Origin of the sequence: Tianweitania sediminis (assembly GCF_017813335.1) — a bacterium.
Classification (GTDB): domain Bacteria; phylum Pseudomonadota; class Alphaproteobacteria; order Rhizobiales; family Rhizobiaceae; genus Tianweitania; species Tianweitania sediminis.
The window spans coordinates 856,738-878,547 of record NZ_JAGIYY010000001.1 but is presented as its reverse complement, the minus strand read 5'-3'; the positions used below and the strand labels follow the sequence as shown (position 1 = coordinate 878,547).

At 62.1% G+C, this 21,810-nt stretch carries 21 protein-coding genes; 9 read left to right on the top strand and 12 right to left on the bottom strand.

The window, feature by feature from the left end:
- Nucleotides 1–72 precede the first annotated feature (72 nt).
- Nucleotides 73–939, bottom strand: a complete 867-nt coding sequence (locus J5Y06_RS04180) for an RNA polymerase factor sigma-32 (protein WP_209333817.1) — start codon at nt 937–939, stop codon at nt 73–75.
- Between the two features lie 258 nt (nt 940–1,197).
- Between J5Y06_RS04180 and J5Y06_RS04175 the strand changes: the two genes are divergently transcribed.
- Nucleotides 1,198–2,316: an NADH:flavin oxidoreductase/NADH oxidase gene (locus tag J5Y06_RS04175; RefSeq protein WP_209333816.1), complete on the top strand. Its 1,119-nt coding sequence runs from the start codon at nt 1,198–1,200 to the stop codon at nt 2,314–2,316.
- 66 nt (nt 2,317–2,382) lie between these two features.
- Here the strand turns inward: J5Y06_RS04175 and J5Y06_RS04170 are convergent, their stop codons facing one another.
- The 5 genes from J5Y06_RS04170 to phbB form a co-directional block, all read right to left on the bottom strand.
- Entirely contained in the window at nt 2,383–2,967 is a 585-nt protein-coding gene (locus J5Y06_RS04170) for a CarD family transcriptional regulator (RefSeq protein WP_209333815.1), read from the bottom strand.
- A gap of 339 nt (nt 2,968–3,306) precedes the next feature.
- Nucleotides 3,307–3,645, bottom strand: coding sequence for a ferredoxin FdxA (gene fdxA, locus J5Y06_RS04165; RefSeq protein WP_209333814.1), 339 nt, complete (start codon nt 3,643–3,645; stop codon nt 3,307–3,309).
- Between the two features lie 165 nt (nt 3,646–3,810).
- Nucleotides 3,811–4,170: an RNA-binding S4 domain-containing protein gene (locus J5Y06_RS04160; protein ID WP_209333813.1), complete on the bottom strand. Its 360-nt coding sequence runs from the start codon at nt 4,168–4,170 to the stop codon at nt 3,811–3,813.
- A gap of 2 nt (nt 4,171–4,172) precedes the next feature.
- Nucleotides 4,173–7,616, bottom strand: coding sequence for a helicase-related protein (locus J5Y06_RS04155; protein WP_209333812.1), 3,444 nt, complete (start codon nt 7,614–7,616; stop codon nt 4,173–4,175).
- Nucleotides 7,617–8,256: 640 nt separating this feature from the next.
- Entirely contained in the window at nt 8,257–8,979 is a 723-nt protein-coding gene (phbB, locus tag J5Y06_RS04150) for an acetoacetyl-CoA reductase (RefSeq protein ID WP_209333811.1), read from the bottom strand.
- Nucleotides 8,980–9,194: 215 nt separating this feature from the next.
- On the opposite strand from phbB, the gene phaR reads away from it, so the two are divergent.
- Nucleotides 9,195–9,788, top strand: coding sequence for a polyhydroxyalkanoate synthesis repressor PhaR (phaR, locus tag J5Y06_RS04145; protein WP_209333810.1), 594 nt, complete (start codon nt 9,195–9,197; stop codon nt 9,786–9,788).
- Nucleotides 9,789–9,887: 99 nt separating this feature from the next.
- Here the strand turns inward: phaR and rpmF are convergent, their stop codons facing one another.
- Both rpmF and mtgA read right to left on the bottom strand, forming a co-directional pair.
- Nucleotides 9,888–10,070: a 50S ribosomal protein L32 gene (gene rpmF / locus J5Y06_RS04140; protein ID WP_054313720.1), complete on the bottom strand. Its 183-nt coding sequence runs from the start codon at nt 10,068–10,070 to the stop codon at nt 9,888–9,890.
- 146 nt (nt 10,071–10,216) lie between these two features.
- Nucleotides 10,217–10,969 carry a monofunctional biosynthetic peptidoglycan transglycosylase gene (gene mtgA, locus J5Y06_RS04135; protein ID WP_385930836.1) on the bottom strand — a complete coding sequence of 251 codons (753 nt, stop codon included), beginning with the start codon at nt 10,967–10,969 and terminating at the stop codon, nt 10,217–10,219.
- A 120-nt stretch (nt 10,970–11,089) separates the two neighbouring features.
- On the opposite strand from mtgA, the gene J5Y06_RS04130 reads away from it, so the two are divergent.
- Nucleotides 11,090–12,007: a polyprenyl synthetase family protein gene (locus J5Y06_RS04130; protein ID WP_209334372.1), complete on the top strand. Its 918-nt coding sequence runs from the start codon at nt 11,090–11,092 to the stop codon at nt 12,005–12,007.
- A 12-nt stretch (nt 12,008–12,019) separates the two neighbouring features.
- On the opposite strand, the gene J5Y06_RS04125 is transcribed toward J5Y06_RS04130, so the two are convergent.
- The 4 genes from J5Y06_RS04125 to J5Y06_RS04110 form a co-directional block, all read right to left on the bottom strand.
- Nucleotides 12,020–12,919 carry a transglycosylase SLT domain-containing protein gene (locus tag J5Y06_RS04125; protein WP_245247552.1) on the bottom strand — a complete coding sequence of 300 codons (900 nt, stop codon included), beginning with the start codon at nt 12,917–12,919 and terminating at the stop codon, nt 12,020–12,022.
- Nucleotides 12,920–12,921: 2 nt separating this feature from the next.
- Nucleotides 12,922–14,172 carry a flavodoxin-dependent (E)-4-hydroxy-3-methylbut-2-enyl-diphosphate synthase gene (gene ispG / locus J5Y06_RS04120; protein ID WP_209333809.1) on the bottom strand — a complete coding sequence of 417 codons (1,251 nt, stop codon included), beginning with the start codon at nt 14,170–14,172 and terminating at the stop codon, nt 12,922–12,924.
- A 67-nt stretch (nt 14,173–14,239) separates the two neighbouring features.
- Complete coding sequence (locus J5Y06_RS04115) at nt 14,240–16,789, bottom strand: ABC transporter permease (RefSeq protein WP_209333808.1); 2,550 nt, start codon at nt 16,787–16,789, stop codon at nt 14,240–14,242.
- Nucleotides 16,790–16,793: 4 nt separating this feature from the next.
- Nucleotides 16,794–17,507, bottom strand: a complete 714-nt coding sequence (locus J5Y06_RS04110) for an ABC transporter ATP-binding protein (RefSeq protein ID WP_209333807.1) — start codon at nt 17,505–17,507, stop codon at nt 16,794–16,796.
- 73 nt (nt 17,508–17,580) lie between these two features.
- On the opposite strand from J5Y06_RS04110, the gene J5Y06_RS04105 reads away from it, so the two are divergent.
- The 6 genes from J5Y06_RS04105 (at nt 17,581) to rlmN (ending at nt 21,809) form a co-directional block, all read left to right on the top strand.
- Complete coding sequence (locus J5Y06_RS04105; RefSeq protein ID WP_209333806.1) at nt 17,581–18,216, top strand: arylesterase; 636 nt, start codon at nt 17,581–17,583, stop codon at nt 18,214–18,216.
- 102 nt (nt 18,217–18,318) lie between these two features.
- The gene (thpR, locus tag J5Y06_RS04100) at nt 18,319–18,912 is read left to right on the top strand and encodes an RNA 2',3'-cyclic phosphodiesterase (protein ID WP_209333805.1); all 594 of its coding nucleotides are present in this window, start codon (nt 18,319–18,321) and stop codon (nt 18,910–18,912) included.
- Between the two features lie 8 nt (nt 18,913–18,920).
- Nucleotides 18,921–19,217 carry a 4a-hydroxytetrahydrobiopterin dehydratase gene (locus tag J5Y06_RS04095; protein ID WP_209333804.1) on the top strand — a complete coding sequence of 99 codons (297 nt, stop codon included), beginning with the start codon at nt 18,921–18,923 and terminating at the stop codon, nt 19,215–19,217.
- Nucleotides 19,218–19,301: 84 nt separating this feature from the next.
- Nucleotides 19,302–19,664: a YkvA family protein gene (locus tag J5Y06_RS04090; RefSeq protein ID WP_209334370.1), complete on the top strand. Its 363-nt coding sequence runs from the start codon at nt 19,302–19,304 to the stop codon at nt 19,662–19,664.
- A 235-nt stretch (nt 19,665–19,899) separates the two neighbouring features.
- Nucleotides 19,900–20,403 (top strand): invasion associated locus B family protein, encoded by a 504-nt coding sequence (locus tag J5Y06_RS04085; RefSeq protein ID WP_209333803.1) that lies wholly within the window; start codon nt 19,900–19,902, stop codon nt 20,401–20,403.
- 164 nt (nt 20,404–20,567) lie between these two features.
- The gene (gene rlmN / locus J5Y06_RS04080) at nt 20,568–21,809 is read left to right on the top strand and encodes a dual-specificity RNA methyltransferase RlmN (RefSeq protein WP_209334369.1); all 1,242 of its coding nucleotides are present in this window, start codon (nt 20,568–20,570) and stop codon (nt 21,807–21,809) included.
- Nucleotide 21,810 lies beyond the last annotated feature (1 nt).

Genomic DNA, 21,810 nt, shown 5'->3' with positions numbered 1-21,810 from the left:
TGCTTACCCCTCGAACGGGAAATGGCGCCACAAGGGCGCCATCTGTCCTGATCTTGCTGTCTTTTCGGGAGCTCAAGCTGCCGTGAGCGACAGTTCTGGATTAACCTTCACGAGTGCAGTGCGGAGTTTTTCCATCGCACGGTTCTCGATCTGCCGAACGCGCTCTTTGGAAATGCCGAGCTTTTCGCCAAGGGACTCCAAGGTCGCGCCGTCGTCCTGCAAGCGGCGCTCCTCGATGATACGACGCTCGCGTTCGTTCAGAACCTCGAGAGCGCTGCCCAGCCAGCGTGACCGGCGTTCGACATCAATTGTTTCTGTCACGATTTCATCCGGGAGCGGATCGTCCGCAACAAGGAAGTCCATGCGGTCGGATGCGTTGTTGCTGTCGTCATTGCCCATCGGGGCGTTTAGCGAGGTGTCATATCCCGACAAGCGGGAATCCATCACCGCGACATCGGCAACCGTGACACCGAGCGCGTTTGAGATCTCTTCGTAGATGGCAACGTTGGACAGCGGCTCGGAGCCCTGCGCCAGGCGTGCCCGCAGGCGACGCAAATTGAAGAATAGCGCCTTCTGCGCTGAACTCGTACCACCGCGGACAATGGACCAGTTGCGCAGGATGTAGTCCTGGATCGAAGCTCGGATCCACCATGTGGCATAGGTCGAGAACCGAACTTCCCGATCGGGCTCGAACCGAGCTGCAGCTTCCAGAAGACCGACATGCCCCTCCTGAATGAGGTCGCTCATCGACAGGCCGAAATAGCGGAACTTGGCCGCCATCGAGATCACGAGGCGCATGTGGGCAGTGGTGATGCGGTGAAGGGCTTCCTGATCCTGGTGGTCCTTCCAGCGGATCGCCAGATCGTGCTCTTCATTTCGTTCGAGGTACGGTGCCTTCATGGCGGCGCGGATCAACGTTCGTTTCGCCGTGTCGTCCATTTGGCACGCTCCCTTTGCCCCGACCCCTTGAGTCACACTCGAGAAGGACCAGAAAGGTCGCAGCCCATGGCCGGAATGGGTCCCGAGTATGCCACCAACGCGGGCACCAGCAGGATTGTTCCCGATTTTCCACTTGGCGCGGCTTCAAAATTTTTCAAGCCAACGGCGGCTGCATTTTCATGCTGTTGATCCCAAGATGATGCAGACCCCTCGTCCGCTGAGTGTGGGCTTTCTTTCCTGCCGTTTTTGCGAGTTGCCATGACCAAACTGTTTGATCCGTTTCCGGTTGCAGGTCTCCGCCTGAAGAACCGCTTCATCGTTGCCCCAATGTGCCAATACTCCGCTCGTCATGGCCGGCCCAATGAATGGCACCTCGTGCATCTCGGACGTTTCGCGCTGGGCGGCTTTTCCCTGGTAATCACGGAAGCCACGGCCGTCTCACCGCAGGGCCGCATCAGCTATGCCGATACGGGCATTTGGACAGATGAACAGGCGAAGGCCTGGCGGCCCATCGTCGAGTTCCTGCAAGCCAATGGTGCTGCAGCCGGCATCCAATTGGCGCATGCCGGGCGCAAGGCGTCCTCACCCGTTCCGTGGCGCGGAAAGTTCGACGAAACGCCGCAAGAAAAGCGCGCCCTTGCTTTTCAGCAATGGCAGCCGGAAGCCCCAAGCGCCGAGCCTCATGCTGACGGCTTTCCAGAGCCTCGCGAACTGGGCGCAGAGGAAATGAAGCAGGTGTCGGAAGATTTTGCCGCCGCCACACGCCGGGCGAACGCCGCCAGCTTTGATGTGGTGGAGATCCATGCGGCACACGGATATCTCCTCAACCAGTTTCTGTCGCCGCTCGCCAACCACCGCACCGACGCGTATGGCGGCTCCCTTGAAAACCGCATGCGCTTTCCGCTGGACGTGATCCGCGCCGTGCGCGCCGCATGGCCTAAGGAGAAACCGCTATTCCTGCGCGTTTCGGCGACTGACTCCCACCCGGATGGCCTCACCCCGGCAGACGTTGCCGTGTTTGCCATGGCGGCCAAGGAAGCGGGGGTGGACGTCGTTCATTGTTCTTCAGGTGGCTTCGCTGGTGCGCGCTTTGCGCCTGCCCGCAACTACCAGGTGCCGCTGGCTGCTGAAATCAGGAAGCTTGCAGAAGTTCCCACCGTGGCGGTCGGCTTGATTACCACCGCGGAAGACGCGGCCGCAATCGTGGACAACAACCAGGCCGACCTGGTGGCCCTCGCCCGTCCGGCGCTTGACGACCCCAACTTCCCGCTTCACGCGGAGCGCACGCTCGGCCTCAACAAGGGGGATTACTCCGCTTGGCCAAAGCAGGAAGGCTATGCCATCCGCAACATGGACCGCGCCTTGAACCCTGCCTGAGGGCGGCGTCGACAACAAAAAAGCCGGTCAAACGACCGGCTTTTTTGTTGCGATCGGCCTAAAAGATCAGGCCGCTTCTTCCTGTTCGGTTTCGTCGTTTTCGGCCGCATCCTCAACCTTGGCGCCGCGCTTCGGCCCCTTGTTGAGGTTGACCTCGATCAGGCGAACCGCCTCAGTTTCCGACATCTTGTTCACGGCTGCGATTTCGCGCGCCATGCGGTCAAGCGCTGCTTCATAGAGCTGACGCTCGGAATAAGACTGCTCCGGCTGGTTGTCGGCGCGATAAAGGTCGCGCACGACTTCCGAAATCGAGATGAGGTCGCCCGAATTGATCTTTGCATCATATTCCTGGGCGCGGCGCGACCACATGGTGCGCTTCACGCGGGCACGGCCCTGCACGACCTTCAAGGCGCGATCGACATAATCGGTTTCAGCAAGCTTGCGCATGCCGATGGAGGTTGCCTTGGCAACCGGCACCTTCAAGCGCATCTTATCCTTCTGGAAATCGATAACGAACAGTTCCAGCTTGTGGCCTGCGACTTCCTGCTCTTCGATGGCGGCGATCAGGCCAACGCCGTGAGCGGGATAAACGATGTATTCGCCGGTTTTGAAACCGTTCCGCGCCGCCGACTTTTTCTGCTGGATAGCCATACGCACTTACTCCTGTGTTCCGCGTCGACAAAGCGTCGACGAACCGCTTGACCCTTTCGGGCAAAACCCGTAACCGCTTCCACACGACCGAGCCGTCGCAAATCAGGCAAGCGCGAATGCCAATCAGGTGCATTCGCCCAGGCCCCACCTGGTCGGCAACAGTCTTCACCTGTCGGGATTAGGGCGTCAGCGCCATAAAACGATGGTGTGTCATCGGCATTCGAATAGCGCTAGCACAAAAAGCCGACAGAATCAACATTTTGCTGCACCTGCACGCGGGGGGCTGACGTGCGCTTTCCCCGCGATCGATCGTCTCTGCTGATGCGTTAAGCCGACGGCTCAGTCGCCGCTGCCGGGCTCGCTGGAAAAATACTTTTCAAGCTTGCCGGCTTCGCCATCGAAGGTCTCCGCGTCGGGCAACGGATCCTTCTTCACCGTCAGGTTCGGCCACTTCGAGGCAAAATCCGCATTGAGGGTAAGCCACTTGTCCAAGCCAGACTCGGTGTCCGGCTTGATGGCGTCGGCAGGGCATTCAGGCTCGCACACGCCACAATCGATGCACTCGTCAGGGTGGATCACCAGCATGTTCTCACCTTCGTAGAAGCAGTCCACCGGACACACTTCAACGCAATCCGTGTATTTGCAGCGGATGCAGTTGTCAGTGACGACATAGGTCATGATGGCTGGGCTCCCTGAGGGAACTTCACGCAAGGGGAAGGGGCGCGAAGACTGCTGGCGGTATGGCTGGCGCGGAGGTAGTCGCTTTGCAGAAGGCTGACAAGAGGCGGAAATGTCGCCAGTGGAGCCTCAGAAGGAACCGTTTTCCACGCGCCGCCCTGCCCCTCACGCCTCCGGGTCGGTGAGGTCCCCATCTTCGCGTTCGTGTTCCGGAGAATTGACCCCGGTTGAGGACGCGGGCAGGTCTCCGCCAGGCTTGGCCAGCGAAAGGTCGGTGTAAAGGCTGCGCGCTTCCACGGCCGGCCCGCGCCGCGTGCCTGGCTGTTCGCATCGAACAACCAGCACCTGGCGCTCCAGCGTAATCGTCAGGACGTCGCCCGGCTTGATGCTGCGCGCCGGGTTGTCCACCTTTTCACGGTTGATCCGAACCTTGCCCGCGGACACGAGCTTGGCCGCCAGCGTGCGCGATTTCTGCAGACGCGCGAAGAACAACCATTTGTCGAGGCGTTGCCGAGCCTCGCTCAACGCTACTTCTTCAACTGGTCGCGCAGGGCGGCGAGCTTGGCGAAGGGGGAGTCTGGATCAATCCGCGCCGGCCGCTCCTCGCGTTTGGGTGCCGCCGAGAACTTGGCGCGATCATCGCGCGGACGCCCGCCTTCGGGACGCGGCCCACGTTCCTTACCGCCGCGCCCTTCGAACCGATTGCCGCCCTTGCGCTGGTCTTCGCCGCCAGGGCGCTTGTCGCGCGGCTCGCCGTCATGCCGATGCGGTGGACGCTGCTGCGGTGCGGCATCGCCTCCCTTGTCGAAGCGCCGGTTGCGGTTGTTGCCGCGATTCTGCATTTCCCCCGCCTCGCCCGGTGCAGCGGGCGCCCCGCCGCGTCGATCCCCTCCGCGGTTGCGGTGGTTCGGTCGTGGTCCATGGCGCGGAGCCCGGTCGTGCCGGGCCGGACGCCAAAGCAGGATCGGCTTTTCTTCCTCGGCAGGTTCGGCGTCCGTTGTGGGCGCAGTCTCTGGTTGCGCGTCCACCGTGGTTTCGATGGTCGCATCCCCGACGGGCTCCGACTCCGGAGCGCCCAAAACAGAGGTCGCAGCTTGCATCGCCTCGGTCGCATCGGCTTCCGGTGCCTGCATTGCTTCGGCGATCGCTTCGGTGCTTGCAGCCTCCGGTGCGGGCTGATCAGCGGCCTCCGCGACCTGGCTTCCCTCGCCGCCTCCAGCGGTTTGCGCCGGCTCGTTTCCGGTCACCGGCTGTTCAGGATCCGCCCCGAACACGCTGGCACCGGCAGCCAGGCTGTCCGCACCGCCTTCGCTGGCTTCGCGCTGCGCGGCAAGGATCTCATCAATCACCTCGACATTGTTCTCCTGCTGAACAGGACTGCTCGAGGCAGCCTCGCTGATCGCGGCTTGTTCAGCCTCGGCCTTTGCTGCTTCAGACTTCGCCGCCGCGGCTGCCGCAGCTTCCGCTGCGCGGGTATCCATGGCAGCCATGCGATCGCGGATTTCGCGGGCCGGCTTCGGCTCGGCCCGATAGCCGAGACCCTTGAGGATCTCTTCCATGTCCTCCGCGTTGGCGCCGAGGATCGACATCATCTGTGGTGTGGTGGTGAAGGCCTGCCCGTCGAACGCACCGGCTGGGCGCACACCTGTTCCAGCCCGCCACGCAAGCGCCGGCCGGATGAGGTCGGCAAGGCGTTCTAGAATGTCGATGCGCACGGCGCGGCGGCCGAGCTGGCGATATCCAGCAAGCGGGTAAAAGGCGGGATCGAAGCTCGGCTCCACAACGACCGACGTGCGGCCAGCGGCCAGCATCGTCACCAGATCACCGAAGCCGGGCTTGTCCTTGCCGTCGTTCTTCAACGCCCAAAGCAGCGTCAAAAGCCCGGCCGGCGCGGGTTTCAGCAGTGCCGGCACGAAGATGTGGTAGGCCCCGAACCGCACACCGATCCGACGCAGGGCGGCGCGGGCTTCCTGGTCCAGGCTTTTCACGTCATCGGCGATGTCACGGCGGTTAAGAACGCCAAAGTTTTCCACCAGGCGGAAAGCGATGCCGCGCGCAATGCCCGACAATTGTTCGGCGTCGCGCAGGTCCACCAGCGGCCGCAGCAGGGACTCGACCTGGAACGCAACAAAACGCTCGGCCCGCGCCATGACCTTGTCGCGGGCCGGTCCGGTGAGTTGCTCGTCCGCAAGAAGAATGACGCGCGGCTTCAACGGATCTTCGCCCGAAACGATCGTCGCGACGGGCGCGCCAATCCAGCGCAGCGTCCCGTCGGATGCCAGCGCGAAGTCCCCGTTGGGAGCGGCAGCAAACTTGTCGGCACGGCTTTCGAATTCCTGAGCCAGCGCCTTGGACGCGGCAGCTTTCACCGCCTTGGCATCTTCGCCTTGGACGCTCGGATCGGAGGTGAACCGGAAGCCCTGCAGGTCGCCGATGTGGTGACCTTCAACAAGCACGCCCCCTGCGGGCTGGATTTCGGCTTCAGGCATCGTGTTTTCTCTCAGCCGCTTCATGAGGACGGATGTCCTGCGGTCTACAAAGCGTTTCGTCAATCGCTCATGCAGCGCATCGGACAATCGGTCTTCGATTTCGCGCGTTTTTTCCTGCCAGTGCAGCGGATCTGCAAGCCAGCCGGGCCGATTGGAAACAAAAGTCCATGTCCGGATCTGAGCGATGCGATGGGAAAGCGTGTCGATATCCCCATCTGTGGTGTCTGCACGCCGCACCTGCTCGGCCATATAAGCTTCGTCGACATGCCCGCGTTCGGCCAGATCACTATACATGGAGGCGATGAGATCGGCATGCTGCGCCGGCGCGATCCGGCGGTAATCAGGAAGCGCGCAGGCTTCCCATAAGAGTGCGACGCGTTCGCGGTTGGTCGCCAACCGGCGGATGTCGCCGTCCTTTGCCAGTTGCGCCAGCGCCTGCGCATCCACGGCGGGCAATGCGCGCGTGAGACCTTCCACAGGCGCGATCGTGTCGATCGACCGCTGCAACGCTTCTAGGCTGGCGAAATCCAGTTCGGCACTGCGCCACTGCAGGACCTTCACCGAATCGAAGCTGTGGGCTTCCACCCGCTCCACGACTTCATCGGCAAACTGGTCGCATTGGCCCGTGACGCCGAAGGTTCCGTCGCGCACATGGCGACCGGCGCGTCCGGCGATCTGGCCGATCTCGCCAGGGGTCAGGTTGCGAAACTGGAAGCCGTCGAACTTTCGATCCTGTGCGAAGGCAACATGGTCGACATCGAGGTTAAGCCCCATGCCGATCGCATCCGTCGCCACCAAATAGTCGACATCGCCGGACTGGTAGAGCTCGACCTGCGCGTTGCGGGTGCGGGGAGAAAGAGCGCCGAGCACCACCGCCGCGCCGCCACGCTGGCGGCGGATGAGTTCGGCAATGGCATAAACTTCGTCTGCCGAAAACGCGACAATGGCCGAACGCCGCGGCAGCCGCGTGATCTTCTTGGACCCGGCATAAGCAAGGTGGGACATGCGCGGCCGAGACACGACCGACACGCCCTTCAGAAGCTTCTCGAGAATGCCACGCATCGTGCCTGCGCCGAGCAGCAGCGTTTCTTCACGCCCGCGCAGGTGAAGAAGGCGGTCAGTGAATATGTGGCCGCGTTCGAGATCGCCCGCGAGTTGAACTTCGTCGAGAGCAACAAAGGCGGCATCGGTTTCGCGCGGCATGGCTTCCACCGTGCACACGGAATAGCGCGCGCCGATCGGCCGGATCTTTTCTTCGCCGGTAATCAGCGCGACCTTGTCGGCGCCGACTTTCTCGCACACGCGTCCATAAACTTCCCGCGCCAGCAGGCGGAGCGGCAGTCCAATGACGCCGCTTGTGTGCGCCACCATCCGCTCGATGGCGAGATGCGTCTTGCCAGTATTGGTGGGGCCGAGAACGGCCGTGACATTTCGGCCCGACAGAACGAGAGGCGCAGGCGAACGGCTGGTAGAAGCAATCATGGAGAGAAGGTCGTCTCCAAACGAGGCGGCGGAGCGGTCGACGAACGTCGCCCGTCCCACGCATATAGAGGTTCTGCCGCGCCGATCACAGAGCCAGTCATCCACAGCCGACCGCCATTGTCCACCTGAGGGGCAGAAAAGCGGCGGCGCGTTAACTCCTGGAACGAGTCTGGAACGAATCACCGACGAATCGCTGACACTCTCAAGTTGGCCCTTTGTTCACGACTACATGTGGTGTCGATCGGCTGATCGACACCACATCCTGAATCGGCGCAGCAGCCAGCGTTGCCCCCGCTCGGCAGCGACGTTAACCTTTTGCCGCCTCACCGGTTCGCCGAACTGGTTCCGCCTTTGAGGACCCGGCAAGTCTTTGCCCGCGCTGGCAAATCTTAAGCCGCAATGAACCTGAAAAGCGATAGCAACCTCCGCTTTGTTTACCTTCGGAGTGAAGCGGCAACGAATCATCGACGAATCAGAAGTATCGACATCTACTGGGTTTGTTCACGGCTAGATGTGGTGTTCAGCACCGGTTACACACCGATTATCCACAGGCGCTCAACAGAAGCGATGCGTTGCGTGTGTAGGACCGTTTACGCTTCTGTTCCGAAGCGCCCAGATGCTGCGTGCAAGGCGACCCGCCTCAGATGACGAATTGGCCGCCATTTGCGGTCAGCGTCGAGCCGGTGATGAAGCCGGCGTCGTCGGATACAAGAAAAAGCACACAGCGCGCGACTTCCGCCACTTCGCCGAGACGCCCGACCGGGATCTGCGCAACGATGCCGGCGCGAACCGTTTCAGGAACCGCCATCACCATGTCTGTGGCGATGTAACCGGGGCAAACCGCGTTCACCGTGATGCCGAAGCGGGCACCTTCCAAAGCCAGCGCCTTGGTGAAGCCGAGGTCTCCCGACTTTGCCGCAGAATAGTTCACCTGCCCCACCTGACCCTTCTGGCCATTGATGGAGGATATCGTCACGACCCGCCCGAACTTTCGCTCCCGCATGCCGGTCCAAACCGGATGCGTCATGTTGAAGACGCCGTTCAGATTGGTGTCGATCACCTCCTGCCACTGGGCGCGCGTCATCTTGTGGAACATGCCATCGCGCGTGATGCCGGCATTGTTGACGAGGATCTCGACCGGCCCCAGCATGTCTTCGACAGCGGCAATGCCGGCCGTGCAAGCATCATAATCGGCGACCGACCACTTGAACGCGGGGATGCTGGTCTCCGCGGTGAAACTCGCCGCCACGGCATCATTGCCGGCGTAATTGGCGGCCACTTTGTAGCCGGCTTCCTTCAGAGCAATCGAAATGGCTGCTCCGATACCGCGTGTTCCCCCGCTGACCAGCGCCGTTCGCGTCATGATCCATCCTCCCGCTGCAGCAATAGTGCGGGATGGCATGCGCGACGTCCAGCTATCGGAGCGGTCGCATTGGCAGATGTTTGCGCGCGGTAGCTGGCCAGAACGCACCTGCACAATTCGCTTTCATTTGCCAACGGATTGCGCATACTTCCCGCATAGTCATTCCGCGCTTCCGCCCGAGGGCGCATGCGCGACAGCCGCAGGAAGGCGCATTGATGCCCACAAAAGGCGATCCGGTGACGATCAAGAAGTACGCCAATCGCCGTTTGTACAACACGGGCACCAGTACCTACGTCACGCTGGAAGATCTTTCCGAGATGGTGAAGCGCGGCGAGGAGTTCACGGTGCAGGACGCGAAAAGCGGCGATGACATCACGCATTCCGTGCTCACCCAGATCATCTTCGAGCTGGAAAACAAGAACGGCCAGACCATGCTGCCGATCTCGTTCCTCCGGCAACTCATCGGCTTCTACGGCGATCAGATGCAGATGATCGTGCCGAGCTTCCTGGAGCAGTCGATGTTGGCCTTCTCGAAGGAGCAGGAGCGTTTCCGCGACCAGATCAATGCGAACTTCGGCAAAACGCCGATGGGCATGATGTCGATGCCGCCCATGAAGGTGATCGAGGAACAGACGCGCCGCAATATGGAAATGTTCCAGAACGCCATGCGCATGTTTACGAGCTTTCCAGCCGCGACAACGCAGCCGGACCCTGCGGAAAGTCGCCCGAAGCCCTCAGGCGACGATCTTTCTGAGCTGAAGGAACAGATGGCGGCAATGCAGCGGAAGCTCGACGCCATCAACAAGTAGCATCAGGAAACTCTACCGCCGCCCTCCTGCGGGAGCGCAAGCACAAACAAAAAAGGCCGGCAGAACGCCAGCCTCATCTGATCGTCGGGAAAAGGAAGCTCAGCTTTCCTTGGGCTCAAGCACCTGGCGGCCACGATACATGCCGGTCTTCAGGTCGACATGGTGGGGGCGGCGCATTTCGCCGGAGTTCTTGTCTTCAACATAGGTCGGCGCCTTGAGGGCATCTGCCGAGCGGCGCATGCCGCGCTTGGACGGCGAGGTCTTTCGTTTAGGTACGGCCATTTTCAGCTCCATCGTCCGGCAAATTCTTGCGCGCGAGCCCGTCTACGAGCTTCGGCGGCCGGCCGGTCTTCTTGTGAAAGTCGCGTGCCTATACACAACACGAGCGCACTTGGCCAGCACGTTGTGCGGAAAATCTGAGTCCGCTCCTAGCGCACGCAGCCTGTATAACCGCCGGATCTCGCGGCCATGCCCTGCACCCGATCGGCCAGCCGCAGGAGGTTTCGGGTCGGCTTGCCGGGGTTGCGCTCGAGCGGATTGGGCAACGCCACCGCGAGAAGGGCCGCTTCACGTGCGCTGAGATCCGCGGCCGCCTTGCCGAAATGGTAAAGCGAGGCGGACTCCGCGCCATAGATGCCCGGCCCCCATTCCACGATGTTGAGATAGATCTCGAGAATGCGACGCTTGGACAGGACAAGGTCGAGATAAACCGCGAGCGGCGCTTCCAGCCCTTTGCGGATAAAGGAGCGGCTGTTCCACAAGAACAGGTTCTTGACCGTTTGCATCGGGATGGTTGATGCGCCGCGGGTTTCCTTTCCCGCCAGAGCATCCTCGATCACGCCCTGCATTTCACGCAGGTCGATGCCCCTGTGCGAGCAGAACTGCCCATCCTCCGACATGATCACCGAGTATCGCAAGGCAGGTGCGATTTCCTCGATCGGGACCCAGCGACGATCGTATCCCTCGAGGGTCACGGCGTCGCGCAGCATCAGGGTTGAAACGGGTCGAACGCCTGGAACGGCATAAACAATCGTCAGCCCGAGCGGAATCAGGACCAGCACCACCAGGATCTGCAGGATGCGTTTGAACCAGTGCGTTGCGGGACGGCGGCTGCGCAGGGGTCCACGTCCTTTCGGCGGCATGGGGGGCTCTTGCTCGGGCTCGACAGCCGGTATGCTCACGAAAAACTCCCCGCTTCGCTTCCGTCTAGATCAGTTTGGCTGCCGTTTGAAGGGCGCTGGGCGGCATCGGAGTGCAGCAGCGCCTTGACCCGCAGCGCCGATCCGTTCATCGCATCGCTTATGCAAAGTGCAACCCCCTCGCCCTTCGAATTACTTCTTGTTGACCGCGCAGCCCTGGTTGAAGCGGAGTTGCGGCGCGTCTTGAGCACGGCACCGCTGCTGGGCGAGCTCGCGCGGCCCGCTCATCTGATGGCAGCGGCCCGTCACGGCGTCCTCAATGGCGGCAAGCGCCTGCGGCCATTCCTTGTGATCGAGAGCGCGGCCTTGTTCGACGTCGACGCCGCAACGAGCCGGCGCGTGGCTGCCGCGCTCGAATGCGTGCATTGCTACTCGTTGATCCATGACGACCTGCCGGCGATGGACGACGACGACCTGCGCCGCGGACAACCCACCGTTCACAAGGCGTTCGATGAAGCCACCGCGATCTTGGCAGGCGACGGCCTCCTGACGCTCGCCTTTGATCTTCTGGCGGATGAAGCGCTCGGCGTTTCGCCCAAGCAACAGCTTGCGCTGGTGTCGGCCTTGGCGCGGGCCGCTGGTTTCGGGGGCATGGTCGGCGGTCAGGCGCTGGATCTGGCGGCCGAAAAGGATGCACCCGACGAGAGCGGCATCATTGCGCTTCAGGCCATGAAGACCGGTGCGCTGATCCGTTTTGGCTGCGAGGCAGGCGCCATTCTCGGCGGCGGCAGCACAGAAGATCGCGAACGCTTGCACGCCTTCGGCGCGGCCATAGGCCTGGCTTTTCAGCTGGCCGACGACATCCTGGACATCACCGCCGACGGCGCGACGATGGGCAAGAAAACCGGCAAGGATGCCGCCGCCGGCAAGGCTACGCTCGCCGGCCTTCACGGGATCGATTGGGCGCGGCAGCAGCTGGCTGGCCTGGTGAACCAGGCTGAAAGCCTTCTTGAACCCTATGGCGAGCGCGGCGCAGTGTTGAAGGCCGCAGCGCGGTTCGTTGCGGAGCGAAAGAGCTAGAGCACCCCCACCTTACCGGTTGCGCCGTACGATGCAGCTGCCCCCGGAGCCACGAAGACGCTGGCACAGATTGTCCGCTTCGGAACGACTGTCGGCGCCCACCCGCACCACATAGATGCCCCCGCGCCCTCGCGGCGACCGGATCCGGCTGACCGCAACCTCCTCGTTTCGCAGGAGGGAACCGACGCGGCGCTTGGCCCGCTCATATTGCTGCACGGCGGCCGCACGCCGGGTATTTCCCGCAACCTGCACCGCCCACGGCTTGGTGGAAATCCGCGCCATCGGCATGGTCGCGACCCGCACCACCGGTAGTTCGCGGCATGCCTCCGCAAAGCTTTTCTTTGGATCGAGCGGTACTGAAGCGCCATCCTTGGCGCCAACAAAGCTGTCGGCGGGCGCACCAAGAATGTCGAGCACGTAGTTTTCCGTTTCCAGGGGCAGGAAACCGCCGGACGCGAGCCAGCGCGACACACGCCCTTCGCCGGAATTGTAAGCCGCCGCAGCTAGGCCGAGATTGCCGAACCGGGATCGAAGCTCTGCCAGGTAAGCAGCCGACGCTGGCAAGGCCTGCTCGACGTCGAAGCTGTTTTCAAGTCCGCGCATCGCTGCGGTTCCCGGCATGAACTGCGCGATCCCTTCCGCACCGGCCGGCGACACGGCACCCGCATCAAAGCGGCTTTCCTTCCAGATCAACCGCGCGAAAAAGGCTTTCGGGAGTTTGTTGGCGGACGCATGCGTTTCGATGAGGTCACAAATGCGGGCGATGTAGCCGCGCTTCTTGGCTTCTGCGCGCTGCACATCGCTGATTGCAGCAGACGGTGGAGCTGCGGACTTTGCCGGCTCCGCACAAAGGCTGGACGAGCCGAAGGCCGCAACAAGCAAGGCAGCCAGAAGGGCCTGACGCCGCGCCAAAACTATTCCGCAGCCTGCCGGCCCTGCCCGAACCGGCGCTCGATGTAGTCGGCGACCATCACCTGGAAATCCGCGGCGATGTTTGGCCCCTTCAGCGTCGCCGCCTTCTGCCCGTCGATGAACACGGGTGCACTGGGCGTTTCGCCGGTGCCAGGGAGCGAAATGCCGATATCGGCATGTTTGGATTCGCCAGGGCCGTTGACGATGCAGCCCATCACGGCGACCTTCAGCTCTTCCACGCCAGGATATTTTTCGCGCCAGATCGGCATGTTGGTGCGGATATCGGCCTGGATGTTCTGCGCCAGTTCCTGGAACACCGTGGAGGTCGTACGTCCGCAACCCGGGCACGCGGCGACGATCGGGATAAACTGGCGAAAACCCATGGTTTGCAGGAGTTCCTGGCTGACCTGCACCTCGCGTGTGCGGTCGCCGCCAGGCTCCGGCGTCAGCGAAATACGGATCGTGTCGCCGATGCCCTGTTGAAGCAGGATGCCCATCGCCGCCGACGAAGCGACGATGCCCTTGGTGCCCATTCCGGCTTCGGTAAGGCCGAGATGCAGCGCATGGTTGGAACGCTGAGCCAACATCGTGTAAACGGCAATCAGATCCTGCACCTGGCTGACTTTGGCCGACAGGATGATCTTGTCGCGGCCAAGGCCGATTTCTTCTGCCAGTTCCGCGGAAAGCAGAGCCGACTGCACGATCGCCTCACGCATCACCTGGACGGCCGTTAACGGTGAACCGTTCGCCTTGTTGTGGTCCATCAGCGTGGTGAGCAGTTCCTGGTCGAGCGAGCCCCAATTGACGCCGATGCGCACCGGCTTGTTGTAGCGGATCGCCGTTTCCACGATGGCCGCGAACTGCTTGTCCTTCTTGTCCTTGAAGCCGACATTGCCGGGATTGATGCGATATTTCGCAAGCGCTTCGGCACAATCCGGATGATCGGCCAAAAGCTTGTGGCCGATGTAATGGAAATCTCCCACCAGCGGCACGTGAATCCCGAGCCGCGCCAGCCGATCGCGGATGCGAGGAACTGCCGCGGCACTCTCGTCCCGATCCACCGTGATGCGCACGATCTCGGAGCCTGCACGATGCAGCGCGGCGACCTGTGCCACCGTGGAATCGACGTCGGCCGTGTCGGTATTCGTCATCGACTGGACGACAACCGGCGCGCCACCGCCAACCAGCACGTTGCCGACCGGCACGCCAACTGAGTCGCGGCGGGGAAAAGGGGCAGAGAAGTAGTCTTGCATGGCCGAAGCCTCTTTTTTATCGCTCAGGTGACTGAGGGTAGCTTAGCTGTCAATCATTTCCAGCAGATCACAACGTCCGCAGCACCGGTGCTGCCTTCTGGCCGAGCACGCGCCAGGTTCCGATCAGGCCGATACCGACGGTCAGTACCAGCGCCATGATGATGGTAGACACAGCCACGTCCGGCAGGAACCGCCAAGGGAACTGCATGATCTCTCCCACCACGAACCAGGCGGCCACGCCGCCGGCGAGAAGCGCAAAGATCGCGGTCGACAGTCCGATCAAAAGGTATTCAAGGCTGAACGCTGCGATTAGCGTCCGTCGTGTGGCGCCAAGCGTCTTCAGAACAACTGCATCATGCGTACGCGCCCGGTTGCCCGCCGCAAGCGCGCCGGCCAGAACAAGGATCGACGCCAGCAGCGCAACGGAGGCCGCGCCGCGGATGGCCGATCCAAGCTGTTCCACAAGCTTGTTGACGATATCGAGCGCTTCCTTGACCCGCACGGAGGTTACGGCCGGGAAGGTGCGGGTGACTTGATTGAGAAGTTGCGCTTCTTCCGCGTCGGTGGCGCTGGAATCCATCAGGGTCGCAAGCCAGGCATGCGGCGCTCCGGCAAAGGTGTTCGGTGAGAAGATCATCACGAAGTTGATGCCGAGCGACTCCCATTGCACATCACGGAAGCTCGAAATCCGGGCTGTGACGTCACGTCCGAGCACGTTTACCGTGATCGTATCGCCAAGCTTCAATCCGATCTCGCGCCCTTCTTCGGCGGAAAACGACACCAGCGGCTCCCCGGCATAATCTTCCGGCCACCACGCGCCTTCCGTCAGTGTCGTGCCTTCGGGCGTGTTGCGCGCATAGGTGATGCCACGGTCGCCGCGCAGCACCCAGGCGCCCTCGGGTGGGATGTTGGCTTCCTGCACCCGAACGCCGTTGAGCGCGGTGATACGACCGCGCAGCATCGGCACGCGCACAAGCTTGCCGTCCGGCGATTGCTGCGCGACCAAGGACGCGAAGTCCTCCACTTCCGTGCTCTGGATATCGACGAAAAAGAAGTTCGGCGCGCGGTCGGTGAGGTTGCCGCCGATTTCGCGCCGCAGGTTCCCATCGATCAGGGCCAGCGTCACAAGCAGGGTCAATCCAAGCCCGAGCGACAGCACAACGGACGGCGTCAAAGCACCCGGCCGATGGATGTTTCCGATGGCAAGGCGCAGCGCCGTGGAACGAACGCGAGGTGCGTGGCGCGCCAGCCATTGCACCAGGGCGCCGACCGCCCGCAAGACCAGAAACGAGCCGACGATGGCGACCACAAAGATGGACGCCACCGAGCGATCAAACGACAGAAGGATGGCAAGCGCGGCCAGGACCACGGCAACCAACGCTGCCGCTACCAGGTAAACCGCGCGCGGCCAGCCGCGCTGTTCGAAACCAAGTTCGCGAAACAGGGCGGTGGCCGGAACATCGCGTGCGCGGCCAAGCGGCAACAGCGCAAACACCAGCGTCACAAGGAGGCCGAACATCGCGCCGAGAAATAGCGCACCGGGATAAACGCCGCCCCCGGATGCGATCGGCAGGATGTTCTTGAGCCCCGCGGCGGCCAGGAACGGCATGGCGACTGCAAGCAGAAGCCCGATCAGAACACCGATCACGGCGATAATCAGGATCTGGATGAGGTAAAGCACGAACACGAAGCGCCCGGACGCACCGAGGCTCTTGAAGGTTGCAATCACCGGCCGCTTGGAGTCGAGATACGAGCGCACCGCATTGGCAACGCCGACACCACCCACAACAAGCGCGGTCAGGCCAACCAGCGTCAGGAACTGGGAAAAGCGCTCGATATTGCTCGACAAGGACGGCGCCGCGTTGAGACGCGACCGGAAGCTCCACCCAGCTTCCGGAAACTGCTGCGAAGCCTGATCACGGATCTGCGCGATGTCAGCTTCTGTGCTGCCGGCTGGCAGCCGCACCTTGTAAGCATGTTCAATCAGGCTGCCGGGCTGGACCAGGCCGGCATTGCGCATGCCGTCAAGCGAGATCATCAGGCGGGGCGCAAAACCGACGCCGTCCGACAGGAAGTCGGGTTCGATGCCGATCTTGGCCCGCATTTCGAACTCGCTCAGGCCCAAGCGGATCGTGTCGCCCACTTCGAGGCCGAGGCGTTGAAACAACAAATCCGGCGCCGCGGCGCCGTAGCGACCATCTCGGAGGCCGAACAAGTCCTCCTGCGCCAGCGTGGGCTCGCTCGTGAAGGTGCCGTAGAGCGGATAAAGGTCATCGACCGCCTTGAGTTCAACCAGAGTTTGGTCGCTTTCATCGGCAAGCCGGACCATGGAACGAAGACTGGCACTGGCCGCGACATCGCCCGCTTGCGCTAGAAACGTTCGTTCTTCTTCCGTGGCTTCTCGCTGGTTCAGTTCGAAGCGGATGTCTCCACCGAGCAGCGACTGGCCCTGGCTGGCCACGCCCACCGTAATCGCCTGGGCGACGGAATTGACGCCGCCAATGGCGCCCACACCGATGGCGATGCAGGCAATGAAGATCAAGAAGCCGGACAACCCGCCGCGCATTTCGCGCACGGCAAAGCGCAGGGCCAGGCGAAAATCGCGGGTGTTCAGCATGCCATCACTCCGCCGGCACAGCAGTGTTGGCTGCCGGCTCGGTCGCAGCGGTTTCGATCCGCCCTGACCGCATGGCGATCTGGCGCGAACACCGCGCCGCCAGCGACGGATCGTGCGTAACCAGCATCAAGGTCATGCCGCGCTCGCGCGCCTTTGCAAAAAGGAGATCCGCAATCTGTCGTCCGGTTGCCTGGTCGAGGTTGCCCGTGGGCTCATCCGCAATCAGGATCTTCGGATCGGGCGCCAGAGCGCGCGCAATCGCCACGCGCTGCTGTTCGCCGCCCGACAACTCGCCAGGGTAGTGCGTGAGGCGGTGGTCGAGGCCCACTGCCGCAAGCTCGCGCTCCGCCACCGTGAAAGGCTCGTGATGACCCGCCAATTCCAGCGGAACTGCGACGTTTTCAAGCGCGGTCATGTTCGGGATCAGGTGGAAAGACTGGAAGACGATGCCGACATTCTTGCCGCGAAAGGCCGCGATGCGGTCTTCACTCCAGCCGTTGATCGTTTCACCGGCGATGGCAACCGTGCCGCTGTCGACCTTCTCCAGACCGGCCACAACCATCAGAAGCGTGGACTTGCCGGAGCCGGACGGGCCAACGATGCCGGCCGTTTCGCCGCTTCGCACCTCAAGGCTCACATCCTTCAAAACATGAACTTCAGAGGCTCCCTGGCCCAGGGTCAGGGAAACATTGGAAAGCGCGATCACGGCTTTTGTCACGAAAACGGAGTCCTATATGGGCAATACGGCTTGGAAGCAGAGCCGAATATGGTTTTGATACGGAATTAAACGAATGGCGATCAAACACCTTTTCGCGAGCGCTGTAACTGCAATCGCTCTTACAAGCGCCCCGGTGGCTGCTTCCGCCGATCCCCTCCAAATCGTCGGCTTCGGTGACAGCCTCATGGCAGGGTATCAGCTTGCCCCCAGCGACTCCTTTGCCGCAAAGCTCGAAGCTGCGCTGAAAGCACGGGGCCTGGACGTGACGGTCGCCAATGCGGGCGTATCCGGCGACACCACATCCGGCGGCTTGTCGCGCATCGACTGGTCGGTGCCTGATGGAACCGATCTGGTGGTACTCGAACTCGGCGCCAACGACATGCTGCGCGGTTTGCCGCCGCAGCAAACGCGCGACAATCTTGATGCGATGTTGAAACGTTTGACCGATCGCGGCATCGCGGTGGTACTGGCGGGCATGATGGCCGCTCCCAATCTCGGTGCGGCCTACGGCAAGGCCTACAACTCGATCTTTCCGGATCTGGCCCGGAAATACGACGTCCCGCTGGTGCCGTTCTTTCTTGATGGAGTGGTTGGCGTTTCCGGCCTGCAGCTCGCAGACGGTCTCCACCCCAACGAGCGCGGCGTGGACGTGATGGTGGAGCGGTCGCTTCCGGTGATCGAGCGCGCGGTGCGCGGACTCGGGAACTGAGGAAAACGTCTGCGCTGCAGCAAATCCGGGCAAGTTCCGCTTGCCCATCCGAGCCGAAGATGGTCGGGTTGGCTTCGACGGAACCGAATCAGGGAGGCCCCCATGCCACGCTTGTTCACCGCCCTCGAGGTTCCCCGCGACGCTGCCTTGTCGCTCTCCCTGCTGCGCGGCGGTTTGCCGGGCGCGCGCTGGATCGACGTCGAGAATTACCACATCACGCTGCGCTTCATCGGCGACGTCGAAGGCCATGTGGCTGACGAGATCGCCAATGCGCTGGACCGGATCCGACGCCCTGCCTTCTCGCTGCGGCTTGCCGGGGTCGGCGCCTTCGGCTCCAAGAAGCCGCATTCCATTCATGCCACGGTCGCCCCGTCCACCGAGTTGATGCAGCTGCAAGGCGAAATCGAGCGCATCTGCCAGCGCCAGGGTTTGCTTGCCGATCCGCGCAAATTCGTGCCGCATGTGACACTCGCAAGGCTTCGCAACCCAAGCACAATCGATATTGCCGCCTATCTGTCGGCACGCGGCAATTTCGCGACCACGCCTTTCAAGGTCGCTCGCTTTGTTCTGATGTCGTCCAAGGATTCCGTGGGCGGCGGGCCCTACCTCGTGGAAGAAGCTTGGCCGCTCGATGCCCATGAACGCCGCACCACCATGCTGTCGGCCGACGAGTGGCTGGCTGGCGCGCATCCCTGATCAAGCGGATGGCGCGCAACCCGCTTCCCATGGACGAGATCGCCGCACGACTGGCGCAGGTGCCCGAATGGCAGCTGTCTGAAGATGGTGCGGCCATCACGAAGCGCTTCTCTTTCCGCAACTTCAACGCGGCCTTCGGCTTCATGACGCGCGTCGCCTTATTGGCAGAAAAGATGGACCACCATCCAGAATGGCGGAACAGTTACCGCACGGTGGATATCACCCTTTCCACGCATACTGCTGACGGTCTGACGGAGCTCGATTTCGACATGGCCGAACGGCTCGACGGCTACGCTGACAACTGAGCGACAGTTCCTCAGACCCTTGGCTTTGAGCCGTTCTCCCCCACATTCCAAGCGGGCAACAATGGGAGAACGGCTGTGGCGCATGTGGATACGGACCGGATTCTGAAGCCGGTCAGCGCGGAAGAAAACGCCCGGCGCGAACGGCGCGTGCGTGACACGTTCTGGCAGACCCTGCGCAAGGCGGCAGCCTACATCCCGTTCTCGCAGGAAGTCGTGGCCGGCTACTACTGCGCACTCGACTCCGAAACACCCCTGCGGACGCGCGGAACCCTGCTCGCGGCACTCGCTTATTTCGTGCTGCCCTTTGACATCGTTCCCGATTTCTTGATCGGCTTCGGGTTCACCGACGATCTCGCCGTTCTGACGGCAGCCCTTGGGGCCGTGCATAGCCAAATCAAGCCGCGTCACCGGGAGGCCGCGAAGCACGCTCTGGCTCCGACACACTGATCGGGACCAACCCCAGTCAAATTCTCGCCTTGTTCTGGCGCTTCACCATAGCAGCACATGGGTTGCCTGAGCGGCAGCGAGCATGGTCCTGCGGCTTCGGATCGGCTGCGCAAGGGGATCTGCCGGGGTTCACGCTTTGGTAACTGCAGATTAATTAAACTAAAATGATCGCGATGCGGTCGGCGACTCCCATGCCGCCCGCCCTTCAGGCACCAACAGGAAGATCAGCGAAACGATGCGTGGATTGCTCACGACCCTCACCGGCCTTGCGTTTCTTGCCTTGGCCACCCCGGCCTTCTCGCAGGCAGCAACCAAGATCGGTGTTCATGGCGATTGGGGGACCTACAGCTATCAAGGCAACGGCGGCAAGGTCTGCTACGTCCTGACTGTTCCCACAGCCAAGCAGCCAAACTCTCTGGATCACGGCGACATCTTCTTTTTCGTCAGCCAGAAGCCGGGCCAGAATGTCAGCTTTGAACCGCAGTTCATCGCTTCCTATGATTTCCAGACGAATTCCAAGGTTCAGGTCCAGGTCGGCGACCGCTCCTTCTCTATGTTCACACGCGGCAAGTCCGCTTGGATGGAGAACCCGGCCGAGGAACCGCAACTGGTTGCCGCCATGCGCGCCGGCGCTGACATGAAGGTCGCCGCGAAGTCCGGACGCGGCAACGACACCAGCTACACCTTCTCCTTGAAGGGCATTACGGCTGCCTTGTCGTCGATCCAAACCTGCAAGTAAGCCAATGTCTTCCATGAAAAGGCCGGGCGTCAGCGCGCCCGGCCTTTTCGCATTTCGCGATGGCGGTGACGAAACGACGTTCCTATGTTAGGAACCGTATGCCTTTGCCCGCTGGCAGGCCGCCGCCTTTCCCAAGAATGGACGTCATGACCACCGTGCTCGACATGCCCGTTGCCGTTGCTCCCGTTGCCAAGCCTTCCGCATCAAGGCAGCGCCTGGCCGTGCACCCGCTTGACGGGAAGCCGTCGTTGATTGGCATGACACGCGAAGAACTCGGCGAGGCCTTGGTTGAAGTTGGCGTTGCGCCAAAGCAGGTCCGCATGCGCGTGCAGCAATTGTGGCACTGGATGTATGTGCGCGGCGTGGGTGAGTTCGACGCCATGTTCAACGTGTCGAAGGAGCTGCGCGCCAAGCTTGATGCGCGGTTCACCGTGGCGCGGCCCGAAATCGTCGAAGAACAGATCTCCGAAGACGGCACGCGCAAGTGGCTGTTCCGCTTTCCGCCTCGTGGCGCCGGACGTCCCGTGGAGATCGAGACTGTTTACATCCCGGAGGAAGGGCGCGGCACCCTGTGCATTTCCAGCCAGGTCGGCTGCACGCTGACCTGCTCCTTCTGCCATACCGGCACGCAAAAGCTGGTTCGCAACCTGACCGCCGAAGAGATCCTGGCGCAGCTCATCACCGCGCGCCATCGGCTCGGCGACTTTCCGGACCGTGACACGCCGGATGGGGCGATTGTCCCGGCCGACGGGCGCAAGATCACCAACATCGTCATGATGGGCATGGGTGAGCCGCTCTACAATTTCGAGGAAGTAAAGAAGGCGCTGCTGATTGCCGCGGACGGCGACGGCCTGTCGTTGTCCAAGCGTCGCATCACGTTGTCGACTTCTGGCGTGGTGCCGGAAATTGCCCGCACCGGCGAAGAGATCGGCGTGATGCTGGCAATTTCGCTGCACGCCACCAACGACGACCTGCGCGACCTTCTTGTGCCGATCAACAAGAAGTATCCGCTGAAAGACCTGATCGCCGCCTGCCGCGCTTATCCCGGCTTGTCGAACGCCCGCCGCATCACCTTCGAATACGTGATGCTGCGCGACGTCAACGACAGCCTGGACGATGCCAAGGCACTGGTGCAGCTGCTCAAGGGTATTCCGGCCAAGATCAACCTGATCCCGTTCAACCCCTGGCCCGGCACCAATTACCAGTGCTCGGAATGGGAGCAGATCGAGCGTTTCGCCGATTACATCAACAATGCCGGCTATGCCTCGCCGATCCGGACGCCGCGCGGCCGCGACATCCTTGCCGCCTGTGGCCAGCTGAAATCGGAGTCCGAACGCATGAAGAAGACCGAGCGTTTGGCTTATGAAGCGGCAATGATTGCCAATCACGGCGACGACGAAGACTAAG